Annotated in this window: 26 protein-coding genes; 15 read left to right on the forward strand and 11 right to left on the reverse strand. The window is 35.9% G+C overall.

What is annotated here, in order from left to right; all coding sequences use genetic code 11:
• Window positions 1-210 precede the first annotated feature (210 nt).
• Window positions 211-1485, forward strand: a complete 1275-nt coding sequence (locus R2Q59_RS18890) for a dicarboxylate/amino acid:cation symporter (RefSeq protein ID WP_316786914.1) — start codon at window positions 211-213, stop codon at window positions 1483-1485.
• Window positions 1486-1661: 176 nt separating this feature from the next.
• On the opposite strand, the gene R2Q59_RS18895 is transcribed toward R2Q59_RS18890, so the two are convergent.
• Complete coding sequence (locus R2Q59_RS18895) at window positions 1662-2099, reverse strand: cupin domain-containing protein (protein ID WP_316786915.1); 438 nt, start codon at window positions 2097-2099, stop codon at window positions 1662-1664.
• A gap of 342 nt (window positions 2100-2441) precedes the next feature.
• On the opposite strand from R2Q59_RS18895, the gene sucD reads away from it, so the two are divergent.
• The 11 genes from sucD to R2Q59_RS18950 all read left to right on the forward strand — a co-directional run bounded on the left by sucD (window position 2442) and on the right by R2Q59_RS18950 (window position 13353).
• On the forward strand, window positions 2442-3314 hold the full coding sequence (sucD, locus tag R2Q59_RS18900) for a succinate--CoA ligase subunit alpha (protein ID WP_316786917.1): 873 nt from the start codon (window positions 2442-2444) through the stop codon (window positions 3312-3314).
• 412 nt (window positions 3315-3726) lie between these two features.
• Complete coding sequence (locus R2Q59_RS18905) at window positions 3727-4203, forward strand: methionine-R-sulfoxide reductase (RefSeq protein ID WP_316771728.1); 477 nt, start codon at window positions 3727-3729, stop codon at window positions 4201-4203.
• A 203-nt stretch (window positions 4204-4406) separates the two neighbouring features.
• Window positions 4407-4784, forward strand: a complete 378-nt coding sequence (locus tag R2Q59_RS18910; protein ID WP_316786920.1) for a septal ring lytic transglycosylase RlpA family protein — start codon at window positions 4407-4409, stop codon at window positions 4782-4784.
• A 375-nt stretch (window positions 4785-5159) separates the two neighbouring features.
• Window positions 5160-6131 carry a ribonucleoside-diphosphate reductase small subunit gene (locus R2Q59_RS18915; protein WP_316771734.1) on the forward strand — a complete coding sequence of 324 codons (972 nt, stop codon included), beginning with the start codon at window positions 5160-5162 and terminating at the stop codon, window positions 6129-6131.
• A 136-nt stretch (window positions 6132-6267) separates the two neighbouring features.
• A complete protein-coding gene (locus tag R2Q59_RS18920; protein ID WP_316786922.1) occupies window positions 6268-8652 on the forward strand; it encodes a ribonucleoside-diphosphate reductase subunit alpha in 2385 nt (794 codons plus the stop codon).
• A gap of 185 nt (window positions 8653-8837) precedes the next feature.
• Window positions 8838-9059, forward strand: coding sequence for a cysteine-rich CWC family protein (locus R2Q59_RS18925; protein WP_316786924.1), 222 nt, complete (start codon window positions 8838-8840; stop codon window positions 9057-9059).
• A 471-nt stretch (window positions 9060-9530) separates the two neighbouring features.
• A complete protein-coding gene (locus tag R2Q59_RS18930) occupies window positions 9531-10406 on the forward strand; it encodes a carbon-nitrogen hydrolase (RefSeq protein WP_316786926.1) in 876 nt (291 codons plus the stop codon).
• Between the two features lie 94 nt (window positions 10407-10500).
• Complete coding sequence (locus R2Q59_RS18935; protein ID WP_316786928.1) at window positions 10501-11574, forward strand: agmatine deiminase family protein; 1074 nt, start codon at window positions 10501-10503, stop codon at window positions 11572-11574.
• 141 nt (window positions 11575-11715) lie between these two features.
• Complete coding sequence (locus tag R2Q59_RS18940) at window positions 11716-12015, forward strand: GIY-YIG nuclease family protein (protein ID WP_316786929.1); 300 nt, start codon at window positions 11716-11718, stop codon at window positions 12013-12015.
• A gap of 116 nt (window positions 12016-12131) precedes the next feature.
• A complete protein-coding gene (fabG, locus tag R2Q59_RS18945; RefSeq protein ID WP_316771747.1) occupies window positions 12132-12875 on the forward strand; it encodes a 3-oxoacyl-[acyl-carrier-protein] reductase in 744 nt (247 codons plus the stop codon).
• A 196-nt stretch (window positions 12876-13071) separates the two neighbouring features.
• Window positions 13072-13353, forward strand: a complete 282-nt coding sequence (locus tag R2Q59_RS18950) for a hypothetical protein (RefSeq protein ID WP_316786932.1) — start codon at window positions 13072-13074, stop codon at window positions 13351-13353.
• Between the two features lie 136 nt (window positions 13354-13489).
• On the opposite strand, the gene R2Q59_RS18955 is transcribed toward R2Q59_RS18950, so the two are convergent.
• Entirely contained in the window at window positions 13490-14227 is a 738-nt protein-coding gene (locus tag R2Q59_RS18955) for a murein L,D-transpeptidase family protein (protein WP_316771752.1), read from the reverse strand.
• Window positions 14228-14381: 154 nt separating this feature from the next.
• Here R2Q59_RS18955 and R2Q59_RS18960 point away from each other — a divergent pair, with 154 nt between their 5' ends.
• Together R2Q59_RS18960 and R2Q59_RS18965 are read left to right on the forward strand one after the other, a co-directional pair.
• Complete coding sequence (locus tag R2Q59_RS18960; RefSeq protein WP_316786934.1) at window positions 14382-16466, forward strand: hypothetical protein; 2085 nt, start codon at window positions 14382-14384, stop codon at window positions 16464-16466.
• The gene (locus R2Q59_RS18965) at window positions 16466-17080 is read left to right on the forward strand and encodes a trimeric intracellular cation channel family protein (RefSeq protein WP_316771759.1); all 615 of its coding nucleotides are present in this window, start codon (window positions 16466-16468) and stop codon (window positions 17078-17080) included. The genes R2Q59_RS18960 and R2Q59_RS18965 overlap by 1 nt, the downstream gene beginning before the upstream one ends.
• Window positions 17081-17161: 81 nt before the next feature.
• On the opposite strand, the gene R2Q59_RS18970 is transcribed toward R2Q59_RS18965, so the two are convergent.
• The 9 genes from R2Q59_RS18970 to carA all read right to left on the reverse strand — a co-directional run bounded on the left by R2Q59_RS18970 (window position 17162) and on the right by carA (window position 25111).
• Entirely contained in the window at window positions 17162-17671 is a 510-nt protein-coding gene (locus R2Q59_RS18970) for a hypothetical protein (RefSeq protein ID WP_316771762.1), read from the reverse strand.
• 82 nt (window positions 17672-17753) lie between these two features.
• Window positions 17754-18056, reverse strand: coding sequence for an FtsB family cell division protein (locus tag R2Q59_RS18975; RefSeq protein WP_316771765.1), 303 nt, complete (start codon window positions 18054-18056; stop codon window positions 17754-17756).
• A gap of 168 nt (window positions 18057-18224) precedes the next feature.
• Window positions 18225-19520, reverse strand: coding sequence for a phosphopyruvate hydratase (gene eno / locus R2Q59_RS18980; RefSeq protein WP_316786936.1), 1296 nt, complete (start codon window positions 19518-19520; stop codon window positions 18225-18227).
• A gap of 209 nt (window positions 19521-19729) precedes the next feature.
• Complete coding sequence (locus R2Q59_RS18985; RefSeq protein WP_316771769.1) at window positions 19730-20170, reverse strand: VOC family protein; 441 nt, start codon at window positions 20168-20170, stop codon at window positions 19730-19732.
• 28 nt (window positions 20171-20198) lie between these two features.
• Entirely contained in the window at window positions 20199-20882 is a 684-nt protein-coding gene (gene aqpZ / locus R2Q59_RS18990) for an aquaporin Z (protein WP_316786938.1), read from the reverse strand.
• A 66-nt stretch (window positions 20883-20948) separates the two neighbouring features.
• Window positions 20949-21509 (reverse strand): NADPH-dependent FMN reductase, encoded by a 561-nt coding sequence (locus R2Q59_RS18995; RefSeq protein WP_316771775.1) that lies wholly within the window; start codon window positions 21507-21509, stop codon window positions 20949-20951.
• Between the two features lie 224 nt (window positions 21510-21733).
• Window positions 21734-22825, reverse strand: coding sequence for an ABC transporter permease (locus tag R2Q59_RS19000; RefSeq protein WP_316786940.1), 1092 nt, complete (start codon window positions 22823-22825; stop codon window positions 21734-21736).
• Between the two features lie 44 nt (window positions 22826-22869).
• Window positions 22870-23640 (reverse strand): ABC transporter ATP-binding protein, encoded by a 771-nt coding sequence (locus R2Q59_RS19005; protein ID WP_316771781.1) that lies wholly within the window; start codon window positions 23638-23640, stop codon window positions 22870-22872.
• Window positions 23641-23998: 358 nt separating this feature from the next.
• Window positions 23999-25111 (reverse strand): glutamine-hydrolyzing carbamoyl-phosphate synthase small subunit, encoded by a 1113-nt coding sequence (gene carA, locus R2Q59_RS19010; RefSeq protein WP_316771784.1) that lies wholly within the window; start codon window positions 25109-25111, stop codon window positions 23999-24001.
• Window positions 25112-25427: 316 nt separating this feature from the next.
• On the opposite strand from carA, the gene panB reads away from it, so the two are divergent.
• Window positions 25428-26243 (forward strand): 3-methyl-2-oxobutanoate hydroxymethyltransferase, encoded by an 816-nt coding sequence (gene panB / locus R2Q59_RS19015; RefSeq protein WP_316771787.1) that lies wholly within the window; start codon window positions 25428-25430, stop codon window positions 26241-26243.
• Window positions 26244-26392: the final 149 nt, after the last annotated feature.

The following is a 26392-nucleotide window of genomic DNA, read 5'->3' on the forward strand; positions in this document are numbered from 1 at the left end:
TTTCCCGATAAATCGGGATTTCGCTGAGCTCAACATTTGTTCAATGGTTCATTGGGCTTGATATTTAAGCAATTCAACAATAAAATAATGGAACAATCCAACAATAAGGTCTCATTAGTCATTCAACAATAAAACAATTTAACAATCCAACAATAAAATTGCCTTCTCATCACCGAAAATATTTATATTTCAATTTCTAATCCCATTTCAATGAAGCATATCTTATCCAATTTAACTTTTCAGGTTCTTGTAGCTATATCGCTAGGTGTTTTGGTGGGCGTTTTATATCCTGGCTTTTCATCTTATGCAGAGCTGATTAGTAAAAGTTTTATCAATATGATTAGCATGTTGATTGCACCAATCATATTTTTTACCATCGTTTTGGGTATTGCCCACATGGGTGATATGAAAAAAGTTGGCCGCGTTGGTGGTAAGTCTTTACTTTATTTTGAGATTGTAACTACACTTGCCATTATTATCGGCTTAGTAGTTGCCAATTTACTAAAACCTGGCGTTGGCGTAAATGTGCCGGCAGGCGATGTGAGCAAAATTGCAACTTATACGGCACAAGCCGGAGAAATTAATTGGTTAGAGTTTATAGCGCACATCATTCCCAAGAATATTTTTGAGGCCTTTACCAAAGGTGAAATCCTACAAATCCTGTTTTTTGCCATTCTGTTTGGTTACGGGTTAAGCAAAATGGGAACCGCTGGACATTCTGTGATTTCTACTTTTGATAAGATTTCTAAAGTATTGTTTAACATCATGAAGGTGGTGATGCGTGTGGCGCCAATTGGTGCTTTCGGCGGAATGGCTTTTAGTGTTGGTAAATACGGTTTAGGCACTTTACTGCCTATGATGAAGTTAATGGGCTCTGTTTACTTAACTTGTTTCTTATTCATTTTTGTGGTTTTAAATGGCATTTGCCGATACTATAAGTTTAGTCTTTGGCAATATTTAAAATACATCCGTCAGGAAATTTTAATCGTTTTGGGCACCTCATCATCAGAATCGGTTTTACCAAGTATGATGAAAAAGATGGAAGATATTGGCTGCGATAAATCTGTGGTTGGTTTAGTAATCCCTACAGGTTATTCTTTTAATCTGGATGGAACTGCCATTTATTTAGCAATGGCGGTTATCTTTTTAACCCAAGTTTTTAATATCGACTTAACCCTAATGCAGCAAATTACTATCATGGCAGTATTAATGGTCACCTCAAAAGGAGCTGCGGGCGTAACAGGAAGCGGATTTATTGTGCTGGCAAGTACACTTACGGCTTTAAAAATTATGCCTGTAGAGCACATTGCTATTTTGTTGGGTGTAGATAGGTTCATGAGCGAGGCAAGGGCAATAACCAATATGATTGGAAATGGAATTGCAACAATTGTAATTGCTAAAAGCGAAAACGAGTTTGACCAAGCTAAATACTTAAAAGCCATTAGTCCGGCAGCTATTGAGCAGGCAGAGGAAGAACATTTTTAACCTCACCACAACCCTTTCCTTGAGGATAGGGAGCTATTTGTCATTCAGAGCGCAGCGAAGAATCTCTTTGATAATTAAATTCTGATAAATTTTTTGAGTTTTGTAGTCACCCTGAATTCATTTCAGGGTCTTTCCTGCAAGCCAGATGCTGAAATAAATTTAGCATGACGAAATTCTTATTTCTTTTCGTAAACAATTAAAATAACTAAATCATTATCTGGATTAGGTGCTATGCCGTGAGAACTTCCAGGTCTGGTTAAAATGGCATCACCAGGTTTTACGGCGAATGTCTCTCCGTTCATTTTCATTTTCCCATTGCCACTAATTACGTAATAAATCTCATCTTCCTTTTGCAAGTGATAACCAATCGATGAGCCAGGTTTTAATGTCCTTTTCCTGAAAACAGTTTTTAAACCTTTAGCATTTGCAAAAAAATTAAATCCAATTGTTTTTCCACCGCCATTATGAGTGCCAGGTTCTTCCTTTGCAACAGCCGCATCATTTTGAAGGATGAATTTGCTGGTATCTATGGTTTGTGATTTTGCTGAAAGATTAAAAGCAAACAGAAATGCTACAACAGATAATACACGATAATAGCTATAAGAGATTTTCATAGGTGTAATTTTGGTTGCGATAAATTTAGGCAATTTGTTTTTGCTTGCCAAAAGCATCTGCCTTTGTTATATAAACCCGACAGGCGTGTAGGTATTTGTCATGCTGAGCGAGCTTGCACTGAGCGCAGTCGAAGTGAAGCACAAATACCGCAACAATGGCGGGACTACATTTCCCGAAGAATTACTGACACTGTTTTTCAAAAACTTAGTGTTAATTTTTGCTCTATTTCCCATTTCCCATTCCCCATTTCCTAAAATATAAGAAATTATTTAATTATCTGTGTTTTGCAGTTGACATTCTATTTCAATTAGCTTAAGTTTGCAACACAAAAAATAGATATAATGAGTGTTTTAGTAAATAAAGATTCTAAAGTAATTGTTCAGGGTTTTACTGGTAACGAAGGTACTTACCATGCTGAGCAGATGATAGCTTACGGTACAAACGTTGTTGGTGGGGTAACTCCTGGTAAAGGCGGTCAAACGCACTTAGATAAACCTGTGTTTAACACGGTAAAAGATGCAGTTGATAAGGCTGGCGCTAATGTGTCTATTATATTTGTACCACCTGCATTTGCTGCAGATGCAATTATGGAAGCTGCTGAAGGTTGCATTAAAGTAATTGTTTGTATTACAGAAGGTATCCCTACAAAGGATATGATTGCTGTGAAATCTTACATCAAAGGAAGAGATTGCCGTTTAATCGGCCCGAACTGTCCAGGTGTAATTACTGCTGATGAAGCTAAAATTGGTATCATGCCAGGTTTTATCTTCAAAAAAGGTACAGTTGGTGTGGTTTCTAAATCAGGAACTTTAACTTACGAAGCGGTTGACCAAGTTGTAAAAGCTGGTTTAGGTATTACAACTGCTATTGGTATTGGTGGTGATCCAATTATTGGAACTACTACTAAAGAAGCGGTTGAATTATTAATGAATGATCCAGAAACTGAAGGTATCATCATGATTGGTGAAATTGGCGGTGGCATGGAAGCTGAAGCTGCATTGTGGATTAAAGAAAACGGTACTAAACCTGTTGTTGGTTTCATCGCTGGTCAAACTGCGCCTCCAGGACGTAGAATGGGTCACGCTGGTGCAATTGTTGGTGGTGCTGATGATACTGCTGCTGCTAAAATGAAAATCATGGCAGAATGCGGAATTACTGTAGTGGAAAGTCCAGCAGAAATTGGAGCTGCTATGGCTAATTTGTTAAAGAAATAGATTTCTAACCAAATATAATTTAAGAAGCGTTTCACATTTTGTGGAGCGCTTTTTTGTTACAATAGAGTTTTAGCCACAAAGGCACGAAGAACACAAAGCTATGTAATTTGGGTTATCCCGCTGATTAAACAGATTGCGCAGATTTATTTTTTTTCTGCGTAAATCATTTTTATCTGCGGGTCATTAGCCGCGTTGCCTATCAACTATTGTCTATCAACTAATAACCTCTCCTTCTTTGCGAAATCTTTATTTCTTTACGGTTAACCGACTCGGGACTTCAGACTCAAGACTCCCTTAAAGCTTGACGCTCAAATGAAAATCTACCGTGAATTATTAATTATATTTGTTTGGGTTGTAAGGAAAATCTAAACGTTACGACAAAACGTATATAACCTTACAAAATACACAACACATGAAAACGATGATTAATAAAACATTAATAGCTTTATGCCTGTTAGTTTCTACAAGTGTAATTGCTTGCGCACAAAAACAAGAAAAAACACCTCCATCTAAAACTACTAAAATGGAATACAATAAATTAACAAAAGAAGAAGAAGACGTAATTGTTCGTAAAGGAACAGAATGGGCTGGTACGGGTAAATATGATAAGTTTTTTGAGAAGGGAACTTACATTTGTAAACGTTGTAATGCGCCTTTGTATAAATCAGATTCGAAGTTTGATGCACATTGTGGTTGGCCAGCTTTTGATGATGAAATTAAAGGAGCAGTAAAAAGACATACAGATGCTGATGGACAACGTACAGAGATCGTTTGTGCTAAATGTGATGCACATCTTGGACACGTGTTTATAGGCGAAGGCTTAACAGCTAAAAACACTCGTCACTGTGTAAACTCTATTTCGATGGTGTTTGTGCCAGATAAAAAATAAATCCGATAGTTATCGAATCAATTGTAAAATGCCTTGGTGAAAACTAGGGCATTTTTTTGTGTTTTGTCATTCTGAGCGTAGCGAAGAATCTCTATTGAGAAGGTTAGTTTAGGTTATACAAAGTAATCAAAATCCCGATAAAAAATCATTTTGTATATTTGGCGTCGTTATTGCAATAGCTAAACCAAATATTAACATTACTTATGAAGTTTTTTCTATTCTTAATTTTTGCCTCATTTTCGGTTAGCGCTCAGCAAGCCATACTTACTAAAGCACCAGACACAACTTCTCAAATTATATTTACAACTTACTACGCTAAAAAATTCGAAGGAAGGAAAACCACAAGTGGGGAAAGATATCGTGGGGCAAAGTTTACGGCCGCACATCGGACACTTCCATTTGGTACAATGATTACTGTTAGGAACATTGTCTCTGGCAAAACAGTAACGGTTAGAGTTAATGATCGTGGACCATTTAGTAAGAAGTTTTCACTGGACTTATCGCAGTCAGCTGCCAAAGCCTTAGGTATTTACAGGCTGGGATATGCAAGGGTAGAGATCAGTTATCCTCGTCTAAAATAATTCTGAAATATTGGCTGTTACAACTCATTTTTTAAAATTATTAACACTCAAAAATTTTTGCTAAGTGCTTAAAAAGAAATAATTAGCTTTTTTCTAAGTTGTTTATGACGAAATTCTGATTGGAATTTGCGACTTATCCCACAACATGTTAACAACTTTAGACTGCAAAAAATCGTTCAACTTCTATATTTGTTAAACAAAGTTCTTTAAAACAAACCACTCAAAATATTATTTAAGTACTTAATATTTAGTTGATTAAAAAGCGTGTTAATTTGACGTTTTTCGAAAATCCTAAAAACTAAATAATTTTTGTTGGCGGCTATATTTTGAAGAACAAAGTTTAAGGGAAGCATTCTAAAGTTAAAAATCATACCTATGCAAGACGAGTTATTACTAAAGGAAAACAAAGACCGTTTCGTTCTTTTACCGATTAAGTATCCTGAGATTTGGGAGATGTATAAGAAGAGTGAAGCAAGTTTTTGGACAGCAGAAGAAATTGATTTATCTGACGACCAGAAACACTGGGATAACTTAAACAGCGGCGAGAGACATTTCATTTCTCACATTCTAGCTTTCTTTTCTGCAAGTGATGGTATTGTTAATGAAAACCTTGCAGTAAACTTCATGAGTGAGGTTCAATTGCCAGAAGCTCGTTGTTTCTATGGTTTCCAGATCATGATGGAAAACATCCACGCTGAAACTTATGCTTTGTTAATTGATACTTATATTAAAGATCCAGATGAGAAAGATCGTTTGTTCCATGCAATTGATACTGTTCCGGCAGTAAAAAGAAAAGCAGAGTGGGCATTACGTTGGATTGACAATGGAAACTTTGCAGAACGTTTAGTTGCTTTTGCAGCTGTTGAGGGGATTTTCTTTAGCGGTAGTTTCTGCTCTATCTTCTGGTTAAAGAAACGTGGCTTAATGCCAGGTTTAACTTTTAGTAATGAATTGATCTCTAGAGATGAAGGTATGCACTGCGAATTTGCTTGTTTGCTTTACAGCATGTTAGAGAATAAATTGTCTCAAGAACAAGTTCACGGTATCATCAAAGATGCTGTAGAAATAGAAAAAGAATTTGTAACCGACGCACTACCAGTTAACTTAATTGGTATGAATGCTAAATTAATGCAACAATACATCGAGTTTGTTGCTGATAGATGGGTTCAGGAATTGGGTTACACCAAAATATACAATGCCACAAATCCATTCGATTTCATGGAGATGATTTCCCTACAAGGAAAAACCAACTTCTTCGAGAAACGTGTGGGCGACTACCAAAAAAGTGGTGTGCTAACATCAACTGAAGATAAAGCTGCTGCTTTCTCATTAGATGATGACTTTTAACGTTTAAGGTAAAAAGGTAGAAGACGGAAGGTTAGGGCTCCAGTCTCTACTGATATCTCAATACGCTCTCTAAATAATAAAATTTTAAAACCTGATGCCGCTATTGCAAAATAAGCATCATAATTACTTGTAAAGGATGTTTGTACTAAAAAGAGATGGCCGCAAAGAAGCGGTAAAGTTTGATAAGATAACGGCTCGTATTGAGAAGTTATGTTATGGTTTTAATGCTGAATTGGTTGATCCGATTGATGTTGCTAGAAAAGTGATTGAGGGTTTATATGACGGTGTTACTACTTCAGAACTTGATAATCTTGCAGCAGAAACTGCAGCTTCCCTAACTACTAAACATCCAGATTATGCTTTGTTGGCATCGCGTATTGCGGTTTCTAACTTGCATAAAAACACCGAAAAGTCTTTCTCTAAAACAATGGAGAAACTTTATACCTACATTGACCCTAAAACTGATAAACCATCATCTTTAATTGCAGATGATGTTTGGGAAGTAATCAAAGAAAATGCTGATATTTTAGACAGTACTATCATTTACGATAGAGATTTTGGTTTTGATTATTTCGGTTTCAAAACTTTAGAAAAATCTTACTTGTTAAAAGTTAATGGACAGATTGTAGAGCGTCCACAACATTTGTTTATGCGTGTGTCTGTTGGTATTCACAAAGGTGATATTGATAGCGCCATCAAAACTTATAACTTAATGAGCGAGCGTTGGTTTACACACGCCACGCCAACATTATTCAACGCAGCAACACCTAAACCTCAAATGTCATCATGTTTCTTGTTAACCATGCAAGATGATAGCATTGAAGGTATTTACGATACTTTAAAACAAACTGCTAAAATCTCTCAAAGTGCAGGTGGTATTGGTTTAAGCATCCACAACATCCGTGCAACTGGTGCTTACATAGGTGGCACAAACGGAACAAGTAATGGTATCGTGCCGATGTTGAAGGTATTTAACGATACAGCTCGTTATGTAGACCAAGGTGGAGGTAAACGTAAAGGTGCTTTTGCTATTTACTTAGAGCCTTGGCATGCAGATATTTTCGCATTCCTAGACTTGCGTAAAAACCACGGTAAAGAAGAAATGCGTGCTCGTGATTTGTTCTACGCACTTTGGATTTGCGATTTGTTCATGCAACGTGTAGAAGACAATGGCGATTGGAGTTTGTTCTCTCCAGATGAAGCACCAGGTTTAGCAGATTGCCATAGCGAAGAATTTAACGAACTATATACTCGTTACGAAAAAGAAGGTAGAGCTCGTAAAACAATTAAAGCTCAAGAACTTTGGTTCGCTATTTTAGATGCACAAATTGAAACTGGTACTCCTTATTTGTTATATAAAGATGCTGCAAACAGTAAATCTAATCAGCAAAACTTAGGAACCATTAAAAGTTCTAACTTGTGTACAGAGATTATCGAGTACACTTCTAAAGACGAGGTTGCAGTTTGTAACTTAGCTTCATTGGCTTTACCAAGATTTGTAATCAACGGTGAGTTTGACCACCAAAAATTATACGATGTAACTTATCAAGCTACTTTAAACTTGAATAAAATCATCGATTATAACTATTATCCAGTAATCGAGGCACAAAACTCTAACTTCCGTCACCGTCCAGTTGGTTTAGGTGTACAAGGTTTGGCAGATGCATTTATCTTAATGCGTTTACCTTTCGAGAGCGATGCGGCTAAAGAATTGAACAAAGAGATTTTCGAAACCATTTATTTTGCTGGTATGACAGCATCAGCTGATTTAGCCGCTAAAAATGGTGCTTATGAAAGCTTTAAAGGTTCTCCATTATCTAAAGGTAAATTCCAGTTCGACCTTTGGAATGTGAAACCATCTAGCAATCGTTGGGATTGGGAGGCTTTGCGCAAACGCGTAGTTAAAACAGGTGTATACAACTCTTTACTAGTTGCACCAATGCCAACAGCTTCAACTTCTCAAATTTTAGGTAACAACGAATGTTTTGAGCCATATACTTCAAATATTTACACTCGTAGAGTATTAAGTGGAGAGTTTGTGGTAGTTAACAAGCACTTGTTAAAAGACTTAGTTTCTTTAGGCTTGTGGAACCCACAAATGAAAGATAGAATTATCTTAGCTAACGGTTCAATCCAAGACATTGCAGAAATTCCAGATTACATTAAAGAATTGTACAAAACAGTTTGGGAGATTAAGATGCGTAACATCATAGACATGGCTGCCGATAGAGGTGCTTACATCTGTCAATCGCAATCGCTAAACTTGTTTATCAATGCACCAAATACTTCAAAACTAACTTCAATGCACTTCTACGCTTGGAAAAAAGGATTGAAAACTGGTATGTACTATTTACGTACACAAGCTGCTTCTCAAGCTGTTAAGTTTACAGTAGAAAACCAAGGTGGTAAAGCAATTGAAGCTGTAATTCCTGCAGAAATGACACAAGACCAAGTTGCCGAAGAAATTGTAGACGGACCAACTTGTTCAATGGAAGATGGTTGCATTAGCTGTTCTGGATAAGGTTAGTCCGAAAGCCTGAGGTCCGAAAGTCGGAATGATGATTTTCAAAAAGCATAATATTGTAAGGTTCTGGACGTAAAGTTCAGAACCTTATTTTTTGTTCCTATTTTTGTTAAACGATAGTTCACTATTAAACTAATGTTGAGCGAAGCGAAATCCCGATTTATCGGGTAACTAATGAACCAATGAACCTTTCTTCTACCCATAGCAAACACGAAATCATTCCCTGCGAACGCTGCGGAAATGCTATTGAATGCAAAGCGAATTCCTATACCAAATGCCAATGTAGCGTGGTTCAACTAAGCATTAATGAAGTGCAGCATATCTCTGAATTGTATGACGGTTGTTTGTGCGCCAAATGTTTGTTTGAGTTACAGCAAGAATATCGGGAAACCTTAGTAGGCTAATGGTCTGGATTAGGATTTTTTTGGATACTAAGATTCATAATTGGGGACTATCATTTAACCTATCGGTTGGTGTCTCATCGACCGAAATATGTAATAAGATTTTTTGAAAACGAATGCCAATATTTCATCGAAATTGCAGCCCCGCCATTCGCTTCAATTTTTTTAATCAAACCTCATAGGTTTTAGAAACCTATGAGGTTTTTAAAAAAGTATTTCCGCTTCTATCGGGTTTAATTTACAAAGTTTGTGGTTCTTGTTAACTGTGCAACCCCTCATAGTAGCACAAACCTGCGTAAACTAAACTGGATTGAAGCGGCATCTCCCGATTCTTCATCGGGAATATAGCGTAAAGCCAGACTGACTTTAATCTTGCTACCGCATTTGCTTTTCTAATCATTTTACAAACCTTAAGCCTTCTGCCTTTTACCCTTCCGCCTTTTTTAGTAACTTTGCAACTCAAATTTTATACGGATGAGCAAAGTAAAAGTTGGCTTGGTGCAAATGACTTGTACTAAGGATAAACAAGAAAATTTAGACAAGGCGGTTGTAAAAATTAGGGAAGCAGCGGCAAAAGGTGCGCAGATTGTTTGTTTGCAAGAGTTGTTTACTTCATTATATTTTTGCGATGTAGAAGATTACGACAACTTCGATTTAGCAGAGAAAATCCCTGGTCCATCTACAGATGCTTTACAAGTAGTGGCTAAAGAATTGGGTGTAGTGATTATCGCGTCGTTATTTGAAAAACGTGCAGAAGGTTTGTACCACAATACAACTGCTGTTTTAGATGCTGATGGTTCATATTTAGGAAAATATCGTAAAATGCATATCCCTGATGACCCCGCTTATTATGAAAAATTCTACTTTACACCTGGCGATTTAGGCTATAAGGTTTTCGAAACTAAGTTTGCTAAAATCGGTATCTTGATTTGTTGGGACCAATGGTATCCTGAAGCTTCGCGTATAACCGCTTTAATGGGTGCTGATATCATGTTCTATCCAACAGCAATAGGATGGGATACCACACAAGATGAAGAAACTAACCAAGACCAGTACAATGCTTGGCAAACTATTCAACGTTCGCACGCAGTTGCAAACGGAGTTCCTGTGGTAAGTGTAAACCGTGTTGGATTTGAACAAGAAGGCCGCATGAAGTTTTGGGGTGGTAGTTTTGCTACCAATGCACAAGGTAAACTGCTTTATTTGGGTTCGCACGATAAAGAAGAAACAGAAGTGGTGGAGTTGGATTTAAGTCAAAGTGATTTTATGCGTAAACACTGGCCATTTTTAAGAGATAGAAGAATTGATTCTTATCAGCCAATTACGAAGAGATATATTGATGGGGATTAAGCTTGAAGCTGAAAGACCAAAGACTTAAGCAGTTAAATTCTATTAATAAATTGTCATCCTGAGACTTTCGAAGGATTCAACATAAGAAATTATAATGTCAATTACAGTTATAAATACTTCTGAGCAACCAGAATTTGCGAATTCCCCAAAGAAACAAGGATACTCATTCCCAGCCGAATGGGTTAAACACGAAGCTACTTGGTTAAGTTGGCCTCATAAGGAAGAATCTTGGCCAGGCAAAATCGAAACGATTTACGAGCCTTATTGCCAGTTCATCAAAATTGTAGCAACAGGAGAAAAAGTTCGCATCAACGTAAGGGATGAGGAAATGAAAGCTTTTGCTATTTCAGAATTACAGAAAGTTGAAGCTGATTTAAGTCAGATTGAATTTTACTTTAACGAGAGTAATGATGCTTGGTGCCGCGACCATGGACCTGCATTTGTGGTTAAAGGAAATGAAAAAGCAGTTGTAGACTGGGGTTATAATGCTTGGGGTGGGAAATATCCACCATTTGATTTAGACGATGTGATACCGACTAAAATTGCTAAACACTTTAACTTGCCTTTATTTACGCCTGATATTGTAATGGAAGGTGGTTCAGTTGAGTTTAATGGTGCTGGAACAATTTTAACTAGCACAGCTTGTTTGTTAAATGAAAACAGAAATCCTCATTTAAATAAAGAACAGATTGAAACTTATTTAAAAGAGTTTTACGGTGCCGAGCAAGTTTTGTGGGTAGGAGATGGAATTGTTGGAGATGATACCGATGGCCATATTGATGACATCACTCGTTTCGTAAATGAGGATACTGTAATTACTGTTCTAGAAAGTAATCCCTTTGACGAAAACCACATTTTACTGGAAGAAAATTATCAGGCGTTAAAAGAAATGAGGTTGTTAGATGGTAGGCCATTAAACATTGTCAAATTGCCAATGCCATCACCAGTAATTTATGAGGATACGCGTTTGCCAGCCTCTTATGCTAATTTTTACATTGCTAATGCAGCAGTCATTGTTCCAATTTTTGGCGATGTAAACGACCAGAAAGCTTTAGATATTATTCAAGGGTGTTTTCCAGATAGACCAGTTATTGGTATTAATTCCGTAGATATTATTTGGGGATTGGGGAGTTTTCATTGTTTGAGCCAACAGGAACCTGCGGTTTAGTTCACTGTTGTCAGTTGGGAGTTAGCAATTTTTGGTATAGACCAAACAATATAACAATCAAACAATTTAACAATATCTCTATGGCGATTGTCATCCTGAGCTTGTCGAAGGATAATAGTTAAAAAACATAAATTCAACAATTTGGCAACTATCCATAACTATTTTGTCTATATATTAGAATGTGCAGATAAAAGCTACTACACTGGAGTTACAAATGATTTGGAAGTAAGATTATTGCAACATAACAATGGAGAAAACCCACTAGCTTACACTTATTCTAGAAGACCATTAATTTTAAGATACTTTCAAAGATTCGATTATATAGAACACGCTATTGAATTTGAAAAACAAGTAAAAGGTTGGAGTAGGAAAAAGAAAGAGGCGCTATTTTTAGAAGATTGGAATGAAATAAAAAGATTATCTAACCTCAAAAAGAAATAATAACTTTGATAATTATATAAACCAAAAATGTCACCCTGAGCTTGTCGAAGGGCAGCATTATTTTATAAACTCAGCTTCAGGTCTTCAACAAGCTCAGACTGACAAAACTTATTAAAATGAAATTACTAGAAGGAAAAACAGCACTAATTACTGGTGCATCAAAAGGAATAGGTCGCAAAATAGCCGAAAAATTTGCAGAAGAAGGTGCTAACGTAGCATTTACTTATCTATCGTCTGTAGAAAAAGGACAAGCTTTAGAACAAGAATTACAAAGCTTTGGCACACAAGTAAAGGGTTATCGTTCTGATGCTTCTAAATTTGATGAAGCCGAAAAACTAATTGCTGATATCATGACAGATTTTGGTTCGATTGATATCGTGGTTAACAATGCTGGTATTACAAAAGATGGTTTGTTAATGCGTATGACAGAGGAAAACTGGGATGACGTGATGAACGTTAACTTGAAATCTATCTTCAACGTAACTAGAGCTGTAACTAAAATCATGATGAAAGCCCGTAAGGGAGTATTCATTAACATGAGTTCTATTGTTGGTGTAACTGGTAATGCTGGTCAGGCAAATTATGCAGCTTCGAAAGCAGGTATCATTGGTTTCACTAAATCAGTAGCTAAAGAATTAGGTTCTCGTAACATTCGAGCAAACGTTGTGGCGCCTGGGTTTATCCGTACAGAAATGACTGAGGTTTTAGACCCAGCAGTTGTTGCAGGTTGGGAAGCAGGTATTCCACTTAAACGTGCAGGTGAAACTGAAGATATTGCCAATGTTTGTGTGTTTCTGGCATCGGATATGAGTGCTTATGTAACTGGACAAACTATTTCTGTTTGCGGCGGAATGCTGTAATAGAGGTAGAAGTAATAAAGGTAGAAGGCGGAGGGTTTATTTATCTCGTCATTGCGAGGAACGAAGCAATCTCCTCTTTAATAATATAAATGCATAGTTATTAATTTAGCTATGCATTTTTTATTAATCTATCGGTCGGTGTCTCACCGACCGAAACTTAATGGGAATGCTATATTAATTTCATTAACTGAATTTAATGACGACAAAGAAAATAATTCTTATAAGCTGTGGGATTTTTATATCAGTTCTATTAATTACTTCTGAATTTTCTGCTTCTGCTGATGGTAATAACCTTATCGGTTTTCCATTCACTTTTTATGCATATCTAGGTGGAAAGAGATTTCCAGAACCTGAAACTAGACATAGCTTTAACTTAATTGCGCTATTACTGGATATATTAATTGTTTTTGCAATTCCTTTTTTTGCTCTCTCTTTATATCAACGAAAAATAAAAGATAGAAAGGAAAAAATGAATTAGCCCTATCGGTTGGTGTCTCATCAACCGAAATTCAGTAATTTTTAGCAATGGTTTCGGCAGGTGGAGACACCAGCCGATAGGACGAAAGCTGTAGGCTTAGAACGTTACAACCTTTCAACATTCCAACAACCTCAACCTACTTCACTACATAACTCCCTTTTACCTGCGTAACTTTCGCTAGTTGTTTATCCTTCTCAAAAGCTAGATAACCTTTTTGTAAAGTTTGCCAAAAGGCAACTTGCAGCGGATATTGAGCACCGTATTTCTTCATATTAGCGTCAGTCATTTTAAAAGGATAAATGCTAACGGGAATATCTCCTTGTCCAGCATTTCTAGCTTCAACTGCCAATACATAAACCTCTTTGATTTTTTCATCAGTTAAAGGAATGCAGCCTATCGTTACACAATTCCCGTGAATGTAAATATCGCCCCCAGTTTTATTCCCTTTTCCAGTTCTCGCCACATCAACTTTGTTTGGGTAATCTAAGCCCAATGATAAGTGAAAATTACTCATCGGATTAAATACATTGATTTTGTAAAAACCCTCTGGTGTTTGCCCATCGCCTTCAATTACCTTCGGACCAATTGTACCAGAATGTGCACAGAAATCATAAGTCTTAAATAATTTGTATTGAGATTGATTAGCTGTTTTTAACCAAATTTCTAATTTTCCTTCAGTTTTATAAGCGGCCATATAAATTTCAAAAGGGCCATTATAACCTGCACTTTGTAAGTTTTTTTGTAGAGACGACCACTTATCAGCATAGGCATTTCTAACTCTTTCAAACTTTAACTGTGCAGTTTTAAAATTATTTTGAGCCAATGCAGGAGTAGTCATTATTAAAAGTAATATTATTTTGAATAGCTTAATCATGTTGTTTTTGGATTTGTAGATGAATTTCGACTAACAAATTACTTAAATCTCCATTTCCTTTTAAATACTAAGAAATAAGTAATTTTTAATTCAATAATCCACAAACAAATTACGATGATTTTTTTAGAAAATTAGCATCTTTACGTTTAAGCTTATGAGTAATTTTTTCACAGCAAACTCCATTTTAACTTTTTTAGCCTGCCTGCTGCTAGGTGGATTATATGCTTGGGTTTTATATGGTACAAATAAAAGCTTAAATCAGAATTTAAAATATGGATTAGCTGCCCTCAGAATTTTAGTAGTAACTACAATTACTTGGTTACTGTTTGCTCCTTTGGTTAAGCGAATTTCTTATACCCCTGAAAAGCCAATCATTGTTGTAGCACATGATAATTCTATTTCAGTCGCAGCGGTTGAGCCAGTGGGTTTTAATGAGGCGAAATATCAGGAAGATTTACAAAAACTAACAGAACAACTTTCTAGTAAATATGAAGTAAAAACATACAGTTTTAGCGATAGCGTGAAAGCTGGATTAGATTTTACTGGAAAGGGAAAGTTAAGTAATGCATCTGGCTTGATTAATCAATTAAATGATGAACTGCTCAATAGAAATGTGGGTGCGGTAATCATTGCCAGCGATGGTATTTTTAATCGTGGAGGTAATCCCTTGTACGAACTTAATAAAATAAAAGCGCCTATTTATACCATTGCCATGGGCGATACCATTGCAAAACGTGATGTATTGATTGCCAATGTAAACTACAATAACTTGGTTTATTTGGATAACGAGTTTACACTAGATATTCAAGTTCAAGCTTACGAAAGCAAAGGAGAGACCGCACAATTGTCGGTTTCAGAAAATGGTGTCAAGGTTAAACAACAAAGTGTTGGCATTAACTCCAATAGCTTTGTACAGGATTTGCAAGTAAAACTGAAAGCTAACAAAATCGGTGTGCAGAAGTATACAGTTAGTGTTTCTTCAGTTAAGAATGAAATTACCACGAAAAATAACAGTCAGACAATTTTTGTAGAAGTAATTGATGCTCGTCAAATGGTCTTATTAGCTGCTGCAGCTCCACATCCGGATATTGCAACACTAAAACAAGCTATTGAACTTAATAAACATTACGAAGTTACTGTTGCATTGGCAGATGAGTTAAATGCCATCGACCCAAATAAATATAGTTTAGCCATTCTTTATCAATTACCTGGCAATACAAATGTTGCAGCTAGCTTAATTGGTAAGTTGCAAGAAGCCAAAATTTCCCTTTGGTATATTTTAGGTGCTCAAAGTAATGTAGGTGCCTTTAATCAAGTGCAAAAATCATTAAGCTTTAGTAGGGCAAATGGTGCTATTCAAGAAGTTTTCCCATATCCAGACCCTAATTTTACAGCCTTTAATTTAGATGCAGCAGCTCTAAAACAATTGAATGATTACGACCCATTGCAGTTGCCCTTTGCTAATTTAGGCATCAACGGAAACTATACGGCAGCTTTAAATCAGAGGATAGGAAAGATTAACACACAAACACCTTTGCTGTTTTTTACTGAAAGTAATGGTCAAAAACTAGGATTTTTAATAGGGGAAGGAATTTGGAAGTGGAAACTAGAAGAAGCCAAGAATGAGCAAAGCTTCCCACTGGTTAATGAACTCATTTCTAAAACTATCCAGTATCTTTCTGTTAAGGATGATAAAAGGAAGTTTAAGGTTTACGGTAGCAAGAATACTTACGAAGAAAATGAAAATGTAGTATTGAATGCCACTTTGTATAACGATGCTTATGAAGCTGTAAATACGCCAGATGTAAATGTTCAGATTAAAAATGGTGATGGTAAAGTCTTTAATTATACCTTTTCGAAATTTGGTGTGGCTTATCGGTTAGACGCCGGAACATTACCACAAGGGAATTATACATACATCGCTAGTACGAGTTTAGGAGACAAGAAATATACTGCTTCTGGAGCATTTTATGTAAATGCATTAATTGCAGAGTACCAACAGACAACAGCTAATCACCAGTTATTATATACAATGGCACAACAAAGTGGTGGTAGAATGGTTATGCCTGCTAATTTGTTAAGCATAGCTGATTTATTGGAGAAAAGCGGACAAGTAAAAACCATAAGTTACGAAGACAGGAAATATGAAGAATTGATTAGCTTGAAATGGTTATTCGCTTTAATCATCATATTTTTAACTGCTGAATGGTTTTTTAGAAAACACAATGGCGAAGTATAATGGAAATAACTACCACATACGCAATTGAGATATTAGGAACGATTTCCTTTGCCATCTCTGGTACTTTTGCCGCCATGCAGAAACGATTAGACCCATTTGGGGTATTGATTATCGCTTTTGTAACTTCTATTGGTGGTGGAACGGTGAGAGATTTGCTACTTGGAGATACGCCGGTAGCTTGGATGCGTGATGTAAATTATTGTTTGCTGATTTTAGTAACGTCCTTACTTACCATCTTCTTTAAAAGTCAGATTAAAAAATTTAAAATCACTTTGTTCCTCTTTGATTCTCTTGGACTTGGTCTATTCACCTTGGTAGGCGTGCAAAAAGGAATTGTATTTGGATTAGACCCTGGTATTTGTGTTGCACTAGGTACCATTACAGGATGTTTTGGTGGAGTAATTAGAGATACACTTTTAAATACCATTCCACTTATTTTTAGGAAAGAGATTTATGCTACTGCCTGTATTTTAGGAGGAATATTATATTTCGCCCTGCTTTATTTTAACCTAAAAGCCGATGTTGCCAAGATTATTGTTATTGCCTTTATCTTTACCCTAAGAATTATAGTTGTACGCTATAAATTGGCATTGCCTAAATTTGGATACGGATAAAAATGGAAGATGTAAAAGGAGAAATGTAAGATGGAATTGAATATTTCAAGGAATTATACTAATGAAACATCATCTTGTAAATCAATTAATCCTAGAATCCTGATAAAGATATTCTTGTAGTTTGCCTTTTAGATTAGCGTCATTCAATTGCCAAAGTTCTTTAGACCACCTTGTTTTATTTTCTTGTTTATTTAAGTAAGGAAGTACGATTCCCATTGTCCCTAAAATCAATGTTTTTTGATCTTTAACGCTTGGGTTATCAAGGGTGAATTTTGTTAATCCGGCCATGTACATTAGCATTAAATCAGAATCGGTGTTAAAGAAGTTGGTTTCTTTTTCTTCTAAATAGAAAGTATAGTCAGGTGTGCCATTCATCCATTTAAGCAAAAACTGTCCTGCTTCTGTTCGCGATTTGTTTTTTTTGTCTATAGGTGTGTGAAATAAATAATCAGTAACCTTAAAAACCAAAGTTTCAGTTCCCTTAAACTGTGATCTTTTGCTTAATTTGATATTTTTTAGATTAGGAAGCTCTTGAGAAAAGGAATTACAGATGTTTAGAGAAAACAAGAAAAGTAAAATTACTTTTTTCATATATGTTATATCAATTAGTATTCCTTTTAAAGCGAATATAGTGCTTTGGAACAAAATTTTAACAATAAATAAGGCAAAAGGTTTAATTTTTTACGGTGTCGCTCTTTACAATAACAAAAACATCCTCATTGTCCTTTTTCATAAAGTATTTTTCACGAGCAAACTTTTCAACAGTATTTAGGTTGCTATCAAGTTCTGCTAAATCTTTCTTTACGTCGGCGGTTTCTTTAGTGTAGAAGTCTTTTTCTTGTTGTAGCTTGTTTACTGCTGTGCGATATTCATACTGAGAAAGCATATCATTCTTGTCAAAAAACAGCATCCATACCGCAAAAGCAACAATGGCTAAGAAATATTTATTGCGTAAAAGTTCTAATAGCTTTTTCATGACTTTTTAGATATGAGATATGAGATGTTCGATTTGAGATAAAAACTCACATCTTCTAAGCAAATATAGTATTAAATAAAAACATCCGAAGATTTAAAATCTTCGGATGTTTCACAAATAAGTTTTTCAACTTATTAACATCTCATTCCCCTTTAGGGGATTTAGGGGTTATTTTTTTGCGTATTTAAAGTTCTTACCAATAAAACGTGCAGAATCACCTAATTCTTCTTCTATACGTAGTAATTGGTTGTATTTTGCAATCCTATCTGAACGTGAAGCAGAACCTGTTTTAATCTGGCCACAGTTTAAAGCAACAGCTAAATCTGCGATCGTAGTGTCTTCAGTTTCACCACTTCTATGACTCATTACAGAGGTATAGCCACTGTTTTGAGCTAAACTAACTGCATTAATGGTTTCTGTTAAAGAACCAATTTGGTTAACTTTTACTAATATTGAATTTGCAGTATCTGTGTCAATACCTGTTTGTAAACGTTTAACGTTAGTTACAAATAAATCATCACCAACTAACTGAACTCTATCTCCAATTTTCTCGGTTAATAATTTCCAGCCCGCCCAATCATTCTCATCCATGCCATCTTCAATAGAGATAATTGGATATTTTGCAGAAAGTTCAGCTAAATATTCTACTTGTTCAGCACTTGAGCGAATTGCTCCAGTAGGACCTTCGAATTTAGAATAATCATATTTTCCATCTTTATAAAACTCAGATGATGCGCAATCTAATGCTAAACAGATATCAACTCCTGGTTTGTAACCAGCTTTTTCAATCGCTTTTAATACAGTTTCAACAGCATCTTCAGTTCCATCAAAAGTTGGAGCGAAACCACCCTCATCACCAACAGCAGTTGATAAACCCCTGTCGTGTAAGATCGCTTTTAAGTTATGGAAAACTTCTGTACCCCAACGTAATGCTTCAGAGAAAGAAGGAGCACCAACTGGCATGATCATGAACTCTTGGAAAGCAATAGGAGCGTCAGAGTGAGAGCCACCATTGATGATATTCATCATTGGAATTGGTAAAGTGTTTGCGTTTACACCACCGATGTAGCGGTATAAAGGTTGTCTGCTTTCTGCTGCTGCTGCTTTTGCTACTGCTAAAGAAACACCTAGTATAGCGTTTGCACCTAAGTTTCCTTTGTTTTCAGTGCCATCCAAGTCAATCATTAACTTGTCTATTAAATTCTGTTCAAAAACATCAACACCTTGTAAAGCCTGAGCAATTTTAGTGTTTACATTTTCAACCGCCTTTAAAACACCTTTACCCATATAGGTTTTTTTGTCGCCATCACGCAATTCAACTGCCTCATGTTGACCAGTACTTGCACCTGATGGAACAGCTGCACGGCCCATTTGGCCATTTTCTGTAACTACTTCAACTTCTATTGTTGGATTACCTCTAGAATCAAGGATTTGTCTTGCGTGGACATCAATTATTAAACTCATTTTATTTTGGTTTTGATTAAAAATTGCCCTTAGTGTAAAAAGTACAATTAGCTAGGGCGTACCCAAAGTTAAAATAATTTTTAAATTATAAGTTATAGATAGTTCTATTTTTTTAAAAAGTAGCTTCTTAATAGAAGTAGGCCAATGAGTTGCATAAAAAAAGCCCCAATATTGGAGCTTTTTAAATTTAAAATATGGTGGCCAGCTTTTTATTTTTGACTGTTTTCATCATGGTTAATCATCCAGTTAATGCCAAACTTATCGGTAAACATTCCAAAGTACGCTCCCCAAAATGTTTTGTTCATTGGCATGGTAACCGTACCTCCGGCAGACAGACCTTCAAATAGTTTATCAGCTTCAGCTATGCTATCAGTATTAATAGAAATGGAGAAATTATTTCCAACAATTGTTGTCTGGCCAAATGCCTCAGAACTATCACTACCCATTAATATGGTTTCAGCACTTATAGGCAAAGAGACATGCATGATTTTTTCACCATCTTCTTCCGATACGGGGTCACAGCCTTCTGAAGGTGGCATATCTTTAAATTTCCCTATGTAAGGGAATTCACCGCCAAAAACTGATTTGTAAAAAGTAAATGCTGCTTCGCAATTACCATTAAAAGTTAAGTAAGGATTAATAGTTGCCATATATGTTTGTTTTGTTTGATTTTTAAATTTAGTCTTTAATTGCAAAAAAACATTTATAAACTATTCCTGCTAAAATAGCACCTACAATTGGAGCTAACCAAAATAACCATAATTGGTTTATTGCTTCTCCACCAACAAAAATAGCTTGACTAGTACTTCTTGCTGGGTTAACTGAAGTGTTGGTTACAGGAATACTGATTAAGTGAATTAAAGTTAAACATAATCCAATTGCTAAACCTGCAAACCCTTTTGGTGCACGTTCATCGGTGGATCCTAAAATTACAATTAAGAATATAAAAGTTAAAACTATTTCTGTTATTAAAGCCGCTAACATGCTGTAATGACCTGGAGAGTTTTTACCAAAACCATTTGTGGCAAAACTTCCTATGTCGCTTCCGTTTCCTCTGCTAATCACATATAAAATTGCAGCTCCAGCAATGCCTCCCAATACTTGAGCTATAATGTAAGGTAATAGATTTTTTGTTTCTAAACGTCCAGCAACCCAAGCACCCACCGAAACCGCAGGATTTAAATGTGCGCCAGAAATGTGCCCAAAAGCATAAGACATGGTTACTACCGTTAAACCAAACGCCCATGCAACTCCAACATAGGCAATGCCATTTCCCGGAAAATTACAAGCTAATATGGCACTACCACATCCGCCAAATACTAACCAGAAAGTTCCAATAAATTCTGCTACTAATTTTTTCATTTTTTATTTAGTTAAGTGTTCAAAAAGTAAGAGTGCTTAACTAAACTCAAATGATTTCGCAAAATGCTAGGTGTTCATTTTCTGTTTAGCCTCTATCCACCAAATGAGTTCGTTTACAAAAGAAGAAGCTCGTTTATTGGTAGCTTCTTCATCATTCGGTTTGCCATTTTCGTCAAATGTTTTTTCTACTGTAGCAACTGGAAACATTGCAGGAACCGTTAATGCCCCAATTTTCCATAAACTGAATTGTATAGAAGTGATTACTTGTGTGCCGGCAAATGCACCAGCCGAAACTGTGGCAATTGCAATTGGCTTACGTTTCCATTCTGCATACAATAAATCAATAGCATTTTTCAAACTAGCTGGATATCCACCATTGTACTCAGGAGTTACAAGGATAATACCATCACTTTTAGTAACCTCATCTGCAAATGAAAGCATCGCCTCACTTGGGTTTGAAATAAACCTTAAACGTTCCTCGAAAATCGGAAAATCGTATGCTTTTAGGTCGATGATTTTAACATTAGCCAATTGATTTTCCTCTAAGTAGTTTTTGAAATAAAGTGCAACGCGATGGCTATTTCGCCCATTTCTTACACTGGCGGATAGGATGGAAATATTTTTCATTCCCGAATCTATTATTTAATTTTCTTAAAAACTATAAAGCTAGATTTTTAAGCAAACAAATCTTAAAACAGAAATTTTTCCGTCAATCAGATTTAAAACCATATGGGGATTTTATTGCTCGAATAAGGTTGTTTTTATCCCCAAATGTTGTTAAATAAAAAAGGATGATAGGCTTTATAATCCTATCATCCTTAAATCTTAAAAATCCTAATCAAGACAATAGCCTATTCCCATTTAAAAGTCTTAACAGCTACTGCATAAATTCCGATTCCCCATAACACTAAAATTAATATTTGATGTTTTACATCCCAAAGGCCAGCGCCTTCAAAAGCAACTTGGCGCATCGCATCGTTTAAATAGGTTAGTGGTAATGCCCTGCTAATTGGTTGTAGCCATGTTGGAAACGCATCTACAGAGAAAAATGTTCCTGATAGTAAGAATTGAGGCAGGGTAATAATGTTAGATATAGGAGGGATAGTACTTTCGCTTTTAGCTAGCCCAGAGACCACAAAACCAAAACCCATGAAAACGATGACACCCATTGTAGCTAAAACGAGCATATTTATAACCGTAGTAGCACCATGTATAAGTGTAAACTTAAATCCAAAGTGCCCAATTAAAATAATCACCAATGCGCCCAATAATGCAAACCCGATACGAGCAATACCTTCACCCAACACAATGCTCGAACGTCTAACAGGGGTTGCAAAGAATCTTTTAATTACCAAATTCTGGCGTAAACTAAAGAATACGAATGCTGTTCCGAATACACCTGTACTTAATAAAGAAAAGCCTAACTGACCTGGTAAAATAAAATCTATCTGGCGGTACACTCTTGCAGTTACGGTTGTTGCCTGTATTTCTGTAATGGTTGGTTTTAGGTTTTGTGTATTTAAATTATAAGTAACTTCATTTAATATCGATTTTAAAATACTTCCCTTATCCATTGAAGCAGATGTATATTTTACATTTGTAATAAATGCAGGTAGTCCGGCTGGATTTTTCTCCACGTCAATAATTGCATCATAATCGCCTTTTTCTAAGCCCTTGTTTATGGCGGAAAGGTCGGTACTTTTAGAAAACCTAATTACTGATATTTTTTGCAGTGACTTAATAATAGGATTGTTTAAGTCTGAACCTGGTTTTACGGCTAAATCTATTTTCGTTCCCCCGCCTCCTAAAAAGCCAAAAACAAGGATGAATATTAAAGGAAATGCTAGTGTAAATACTACTGCAGAAGGACTGCGCATGATTGACCTGAAACTAGCTTTTGCTAAGGCTAAGGTAGCTTTTGTATGACTATATGGTGTTTGCATTTTGTTTAGTTGAAAGGTTAATGAGTTAAAAAATGAATATTAATCTATTTATCTTCACGCCATTCTTGGCCGGTTAGGTTAATAAATACATCTTCTAAATTGGCTTTTTTAACTTCTTTTTTACGTTCAAAGCCACTAGCTACCAAATCGTCTATTAATTTGTCTGGCGTATCTAACGCGATAATCTGACCGCGTTCTACAAATGCAACACGGTCGCAAAGTTGCTCAGCCTCATCCATATAGTGAGTGGTAATTACAACGGTTGTTCCCGCTTTACGGATTTCAGTAATCAAATCCCATAAATTCCGACGAGCTTGTGGGTCTAATCCTGTAGTTGGTTCATCTAAAAAAATAATCTTTGGCGAATTAATTAAAGTCGTAGCGATAGAAAAGCGTTGTTTTTGTCCGCCAGATAAAGCTTTGTATTTAGCTTTTGCCTTGTCTTGAAGATTTACTTTCTCCAACATTTCCATTGGTTTTACACTAACGCCATACAACCCAGAAAACAATTCGAGTAACTCAACTAAATTTAGGTTTGGGTAATACCCCGCTGCTTGTAATTGTACACCGATGATTCGTTTTATGGCATTTGCATCAGTATCAACGGAAAAGCCATCAACAATTACTTCGCCAGCTGTTTTTTGGCGTAAGGTTTCTATAATTTCTAAGGTAGTAGTTTTACCAGCCCCGTTCGGACCAAGCAACCCAAAAATTTCATTTTCGTAAACTTCGAAACTTAAGCCTTGTACCGCCTTAAAGTCATCATAGTTTTTTACCAGGTCTTTAACACTGATAATGACATTCTTCTTTTCCATTGTTTAGTTTTTGTTTTGAGAGCTAGAGGCTAAAGATAACAACATAGCCGTTCCATTTCTATAAATCTAAAGTAACAAGGTTTAGATGAATAGAAAATGAATTTTATCTGACTGGCAGTAAAATGTCGATAAAATGATGATTTATCAGGATGAATGGGAATTGGTCTTGATTAGGATTTGTAGGATAAAAAGATTTTAAGATAATAGTTGCTGAAATAAAACTTAGATGAACAAATTGTAATAAAACAAGTCTTTCCTAAACCCTAAATTGTCTTGACTAGGATTTGTAGAATTGGAAAATTTTAGGATTAAAAAAATCTTATCATCCTTAAATCTTAAAAATCCTACTTCAGACTAATTACCAAGCCAACTCACCCTTCATCAAGTCAACAAAATCATCAAATAAGTAACGAGAATCATGTGGGCCTGGAGACGACTCTGGGTGATATTGTACCGAGAATGCTTTTTTGCCTTTTACACGAATCCCTTCAATCGAATCATCATTTAAGTTAACGTGAGTGATTTCTACTTTGTCAGATTTTCTAACTTCATCAGGTATTACACCAAAACCATGGTTTTGAGAAGTAACCTCGCAGTGGTCTTTAATAATGTTTTTCACAGGGTGATTTAATCCTCTATGACCGTTAAACATTTTCATTGTACCAATTCCGTTTGCTTCAGCCAATAATTGGTGACCTAAACAAATTCCGAATAATGGTTTATCAGCTTCTAAAATAGATTTAACAGTATCAATTGCATAAGCCATTGCAGATGGGTCACCAGGACCATTTGAAATGAAATAGCCATGTGCTCCCCAATCGTTCATCTCTGCGAAAGTAGTTTTTGCAGGATAAACCTTGATGTAAACATCTCTATCATCAAAGTTGCGTAAGATATTGGTTTTGATGCCTAAATCTAAAGCAGCAATTTTATAGCTAGCATCCGGATTACCGTAATAATATGGCTCAGTAGTAGAAACGTGAGATGAAAGTTCTAATCCATCCATATCAGGTACTTCTGCCAATTTCTTTTTTAATTCTTGTAAATCAGTAATTTCTGATGAGATAATCGCATTCATCGCTCCTTTATTTCTAATGTGGCGAACTAAAGCACGAGTGTCAATTTCAGAAATACCAACTATATTCTCGTTCTGGAAATTATCTTGTATAGATTCAGAAGCCTCTTTTCTGCTGTACAAAATGTTGTAGTTTTTACAAACTAAACCAGCAATTTTAATAGAACCAGATTCTATTTCTTCTTTGTGAATACCGTAGTTGCCAATGTGTGCATTGGTTGCCACTAAAATCTGCCCAAAGTAAGATGGGTCAGTAAATACTTCCTGATAGCCAGTCATACCTGTATTAAAGCAAATCTCGCCAGTAGTAGTTCCGATTTTTCCGGCAGCTTTGCCATAAAAAACAGTGCCGTCGGCTAATAATAAAATTGCAGGTAACTTGGTGTAGTTAGTCATTTGTATTACAATAAGGGTTAGATAAAAAAAGAGAAAAAATGATGGAATTCTTAACGGATATGCCGTTTTTGAAGGATGTTAAAGAAGTCTGACCGAACTCATTCATTTCAGGATACAAAGGTAGGTTTTTCAATGGTTTTTTCAAGATATTTTTTGAAAAAAAGTATTGCGTATTGCGATATACATATTTAGATGTAATTTAGAAATAGGTAATAGATAAGTTTTCTTATGCCGCGTTTTTTCAATCTCTATTTACTATTCACTATTTCCAATTATTAAATAATAAAACCTAATTTTGCCTAACAAAACAAAGAACATGTCTGTAAACAAAGAAATTAAGCGGATTACCACGCATATCTTACAAGAGATGAAACAACGTGGCGAAAAAATTGCCATGTTAACCGCTTACGATTATTCGATGGCAACCATTTTAGACGACGCTGGCTTAGATGTTTTATTAGTTGGCGATTCGGCTTCAAATGTAATGGCTGGTCACGAAACCACTTTGCCCATCACGTTAGACCAAATGATTTATCATGCACAAGGTGTAGTTCGTGGTGCTAGTCGTGCTTTTGTAGTAGTAGATTTGCCTTTTGGTTCTTATCAAGGTAATTCTAAGGAAGCTTTAAATTCTGCCATCAGAATAATGAAAGAATCTGGCGCACATGGCGTAAAGTTAGAAGGTGGTGCAGAAGTTGCAGAATCAATTCAACGAATTATTACTGCAGGCATACCTGTAATGGGACATTTGGGTTTAACTCCTCAATCTATTTATAAATTCGGAACATACACTGTTAGAGCTAAGGATGAAGAAGAAGCCAATAAGTTAAAGACTGATATTTTAGCTTTACAAGAGGCTGGATGTTTTGCGGTTGTGTTAGAGAAAATTCCTGCAAAGCTGGCTAAGGAAGTAACAGAAAGTATCCACATTCCAACTATCGGTATTGGCGCTGGACCAGATTGCGACGGACAGGTTTTAGTTGTTAACGATATGATTGGCTTAACAAAAGGATTTAGACCACGTTTTTTACGTCAATATTTAGATTTATATGAAGGGATTTTAGGAGCAGCACAATCCTATATCAAGGACGTAAAAGCTAAAGATTTCCCGAACGAGAAAGAACAGTATTAAGTTGGGAGTTGGGCGTTTGAAGTTAATTTGAAAAGCAATTTCAGTGCTCTTCGGAAAAATCAGTCCCGCTTTTCATTTCAATCTTTTTGTTATTGTCATCCTGAGCTTGTCGAAGGATCTGCAACAAAAAGTATTTGCATTACAATCAG

This window comes from Pedobacter frigiditerrae (assembly GCF_032678705.1).
Lineage (GTDB): Bacteria > Bacteroidota > Bacteroidia > Sphingobacteriales > Sphingobacteriaceae > Pedobacter > Pedobacter frigiditerrae_A.

Excerpts from the sequence above, each read along its gene's own strand:
- R2Q59_RS18950 (WP_316786932.1), top strand. The coding sequence starts at position 13,072 with ATGACGACAAAGAAAATAATTCTTATAAGCTGTGGGATTTTTATATCA.
- aqpZ (WP_316786938.1), bottom strand. The coding sequence starts at position 20,882 with ATGAAAAAATTAGTAGCAGAATTTATTGGAACTTTCTGGTTAGTATTT.
- R2Q59_RS18970 (WP_316771762.1), bottom strand. The coding sequence starts at position 17,671 with ATGAAAAAAGTAATTTTACTTTTCTTGTTTTCTCTAAACATCTGTAAT.
- R2Q59_RS18985 (WP_316771769.1), bottom strand. The coding sequence starts at position 20,170 with ATGGCAACTATTAATCCTTACTTAACTTTTAATGGTAATTGCGAAGCA.
- eno (WP_316786936.1), bottom strand. The coding sequence starts at position 19,520 with ATGAGTTTAATAATTGATGTCCACGCAAGACAAATCCTTGATTCTAGA.
- R2Q59_RS18895 (WP_316786915.1), bottom strand. The coding sequence starts at position 2,099 with ATGAAAATCTCTTATAGCTATTATCGTGTATTATCTGTTGTAGCATTT.
- R2Q59_RS19005 (WP_316771781.1), bottom strand. The coding sequence starts at position 23,640 with ATGGAAAAGAAGAATGTCATTATCAGTGTTAAAGACCTGGTAAAAAAC.
- R2Q59_RS18925 (WP_316786924.1), top strand. The coding sequence starts at position 8,838 with ATGAACCTTTCTTCTACCCATAGCAAACACGAAATCATTCCCTGCGAA.
- R2Q59_RS18910 (WP_316786920.1), top strand. The coding sequence starts at position 4,407 with ATGAAGTTTTTTCTATTCTTAATTTTTGCCTCATTTTCGGTTAGCGCT.
- R2Q59_RS18890 (WP_316786914.1), top strand. The coding sequence starts at position 211 with ATGAAGCATATCTTATCCAATTTAACTTTTCAGGTTCTTGTAGCTATA.
- R2Q59_RS18905 (WP_316771728.1), top strand. The coding sequence starts at position 3,727 with ATGAAAACGATGATTAATAAAACATTAATAGCTTTATGCCTGTTAGTT.
- panB (WP_316771787.1), top strand. The coding sequence starts at position 25,428 with ATGTCTGTAAACAAAGAAATTAAGCGGATTACCACGCATATCTTACAA.
- R2Q59_RS18935 (WP_316786928.1), top strand. The coding sequence starts at position 10,501 with ATGTCAATTACAGTTATAAATACTTCTGAGCAACCAGAATTTGCGAAT.
- R2Q59_RS18975 (WP_316771765.1), bottom strand. The coding sequence starts at position 18,056 with ATGAAAAAGCTATTAGAACTTTTACGCAATAAATATTTCTTAGCCATT.
- R2Q59_RS18955 (WP_316771752.1), bottom strand. The coding sequence starts at position 14,227 with ATGATTAAGCTATTCAAAATAATATTACTTTTAATAATGACTACTCCT.
- R2Q59_RS18965 (WP_316771759.1), top strand. The coding sequence starts at position 16,466 with ATGGAAATAACTACCACATACGCAATTGAGATATTAGGAACGATTTCC.
- fabG (WP_316771747.1), top strand. The coding sequence starts at position 12,132 with ATGAAATTACTAGAAGGAAAAACAGCACTAATTACTGGTGCATCAAAA.
- R2Q59_RS18930 (WP_316786926.1), top strand. The coding sequence starts at position 9,531 with ATGAGCAAAGTAAAAGTTGGCTTGGTGCAAATGACTTGTACTAAGGAT.
- R2Q59_RS18920 (WP_316786922.1), top strand. The coding sequence starts at position 6,268 with ATGTTTGTACTAAAAAGAGATGGCCGCAAAGAAGCGGTAAAGTTTGAT.
- carA (WP_316771784.1), bottom strand. The coding sequence starts at position 25,111 with ATGACTAACTACACCAAGTTACCTGCAATTTTATTATTAGCCGACGGC.
- R2Q59_RS18960 (WP_316786934.1), top strand. The coding sequence starts at position 14,382 with ATGAGTAATTTTTTCACAGCAAACTCCATTTTAACTTTTTTAGCCTGC.
- R2Q59_RS18915 (WP_316771734.1), top strand. The coding sequence starts at position 5,160 with ATGCAAGACGAGTTATTACTAAAGGAAAACAAAGACCGTTTCGTTCTT.
- R2Q59_RS19000 (WP_316786940.1), bottom strand. The coding sequence starts at position 22,825 with ATGCAAACACCATATAGTCATACAAAAGCTACCTTAGCCTTAGCAAAA.
- R2Q59_RS18995 (WP_316771775.1), bottom strand. The coding sequence starts at position 21,509 with ATGAAAAATATTTCCATCCTATCCGCCAGTGTAAGAAATGGGCGAAAT.
- sucD (WP_316786917.1), top strand. The coding sequence starts at position 2,442 with ATGAGTGTTTTAGTAAATAAAGATTCTAAAGTAATTGTTCAGGGTTTT.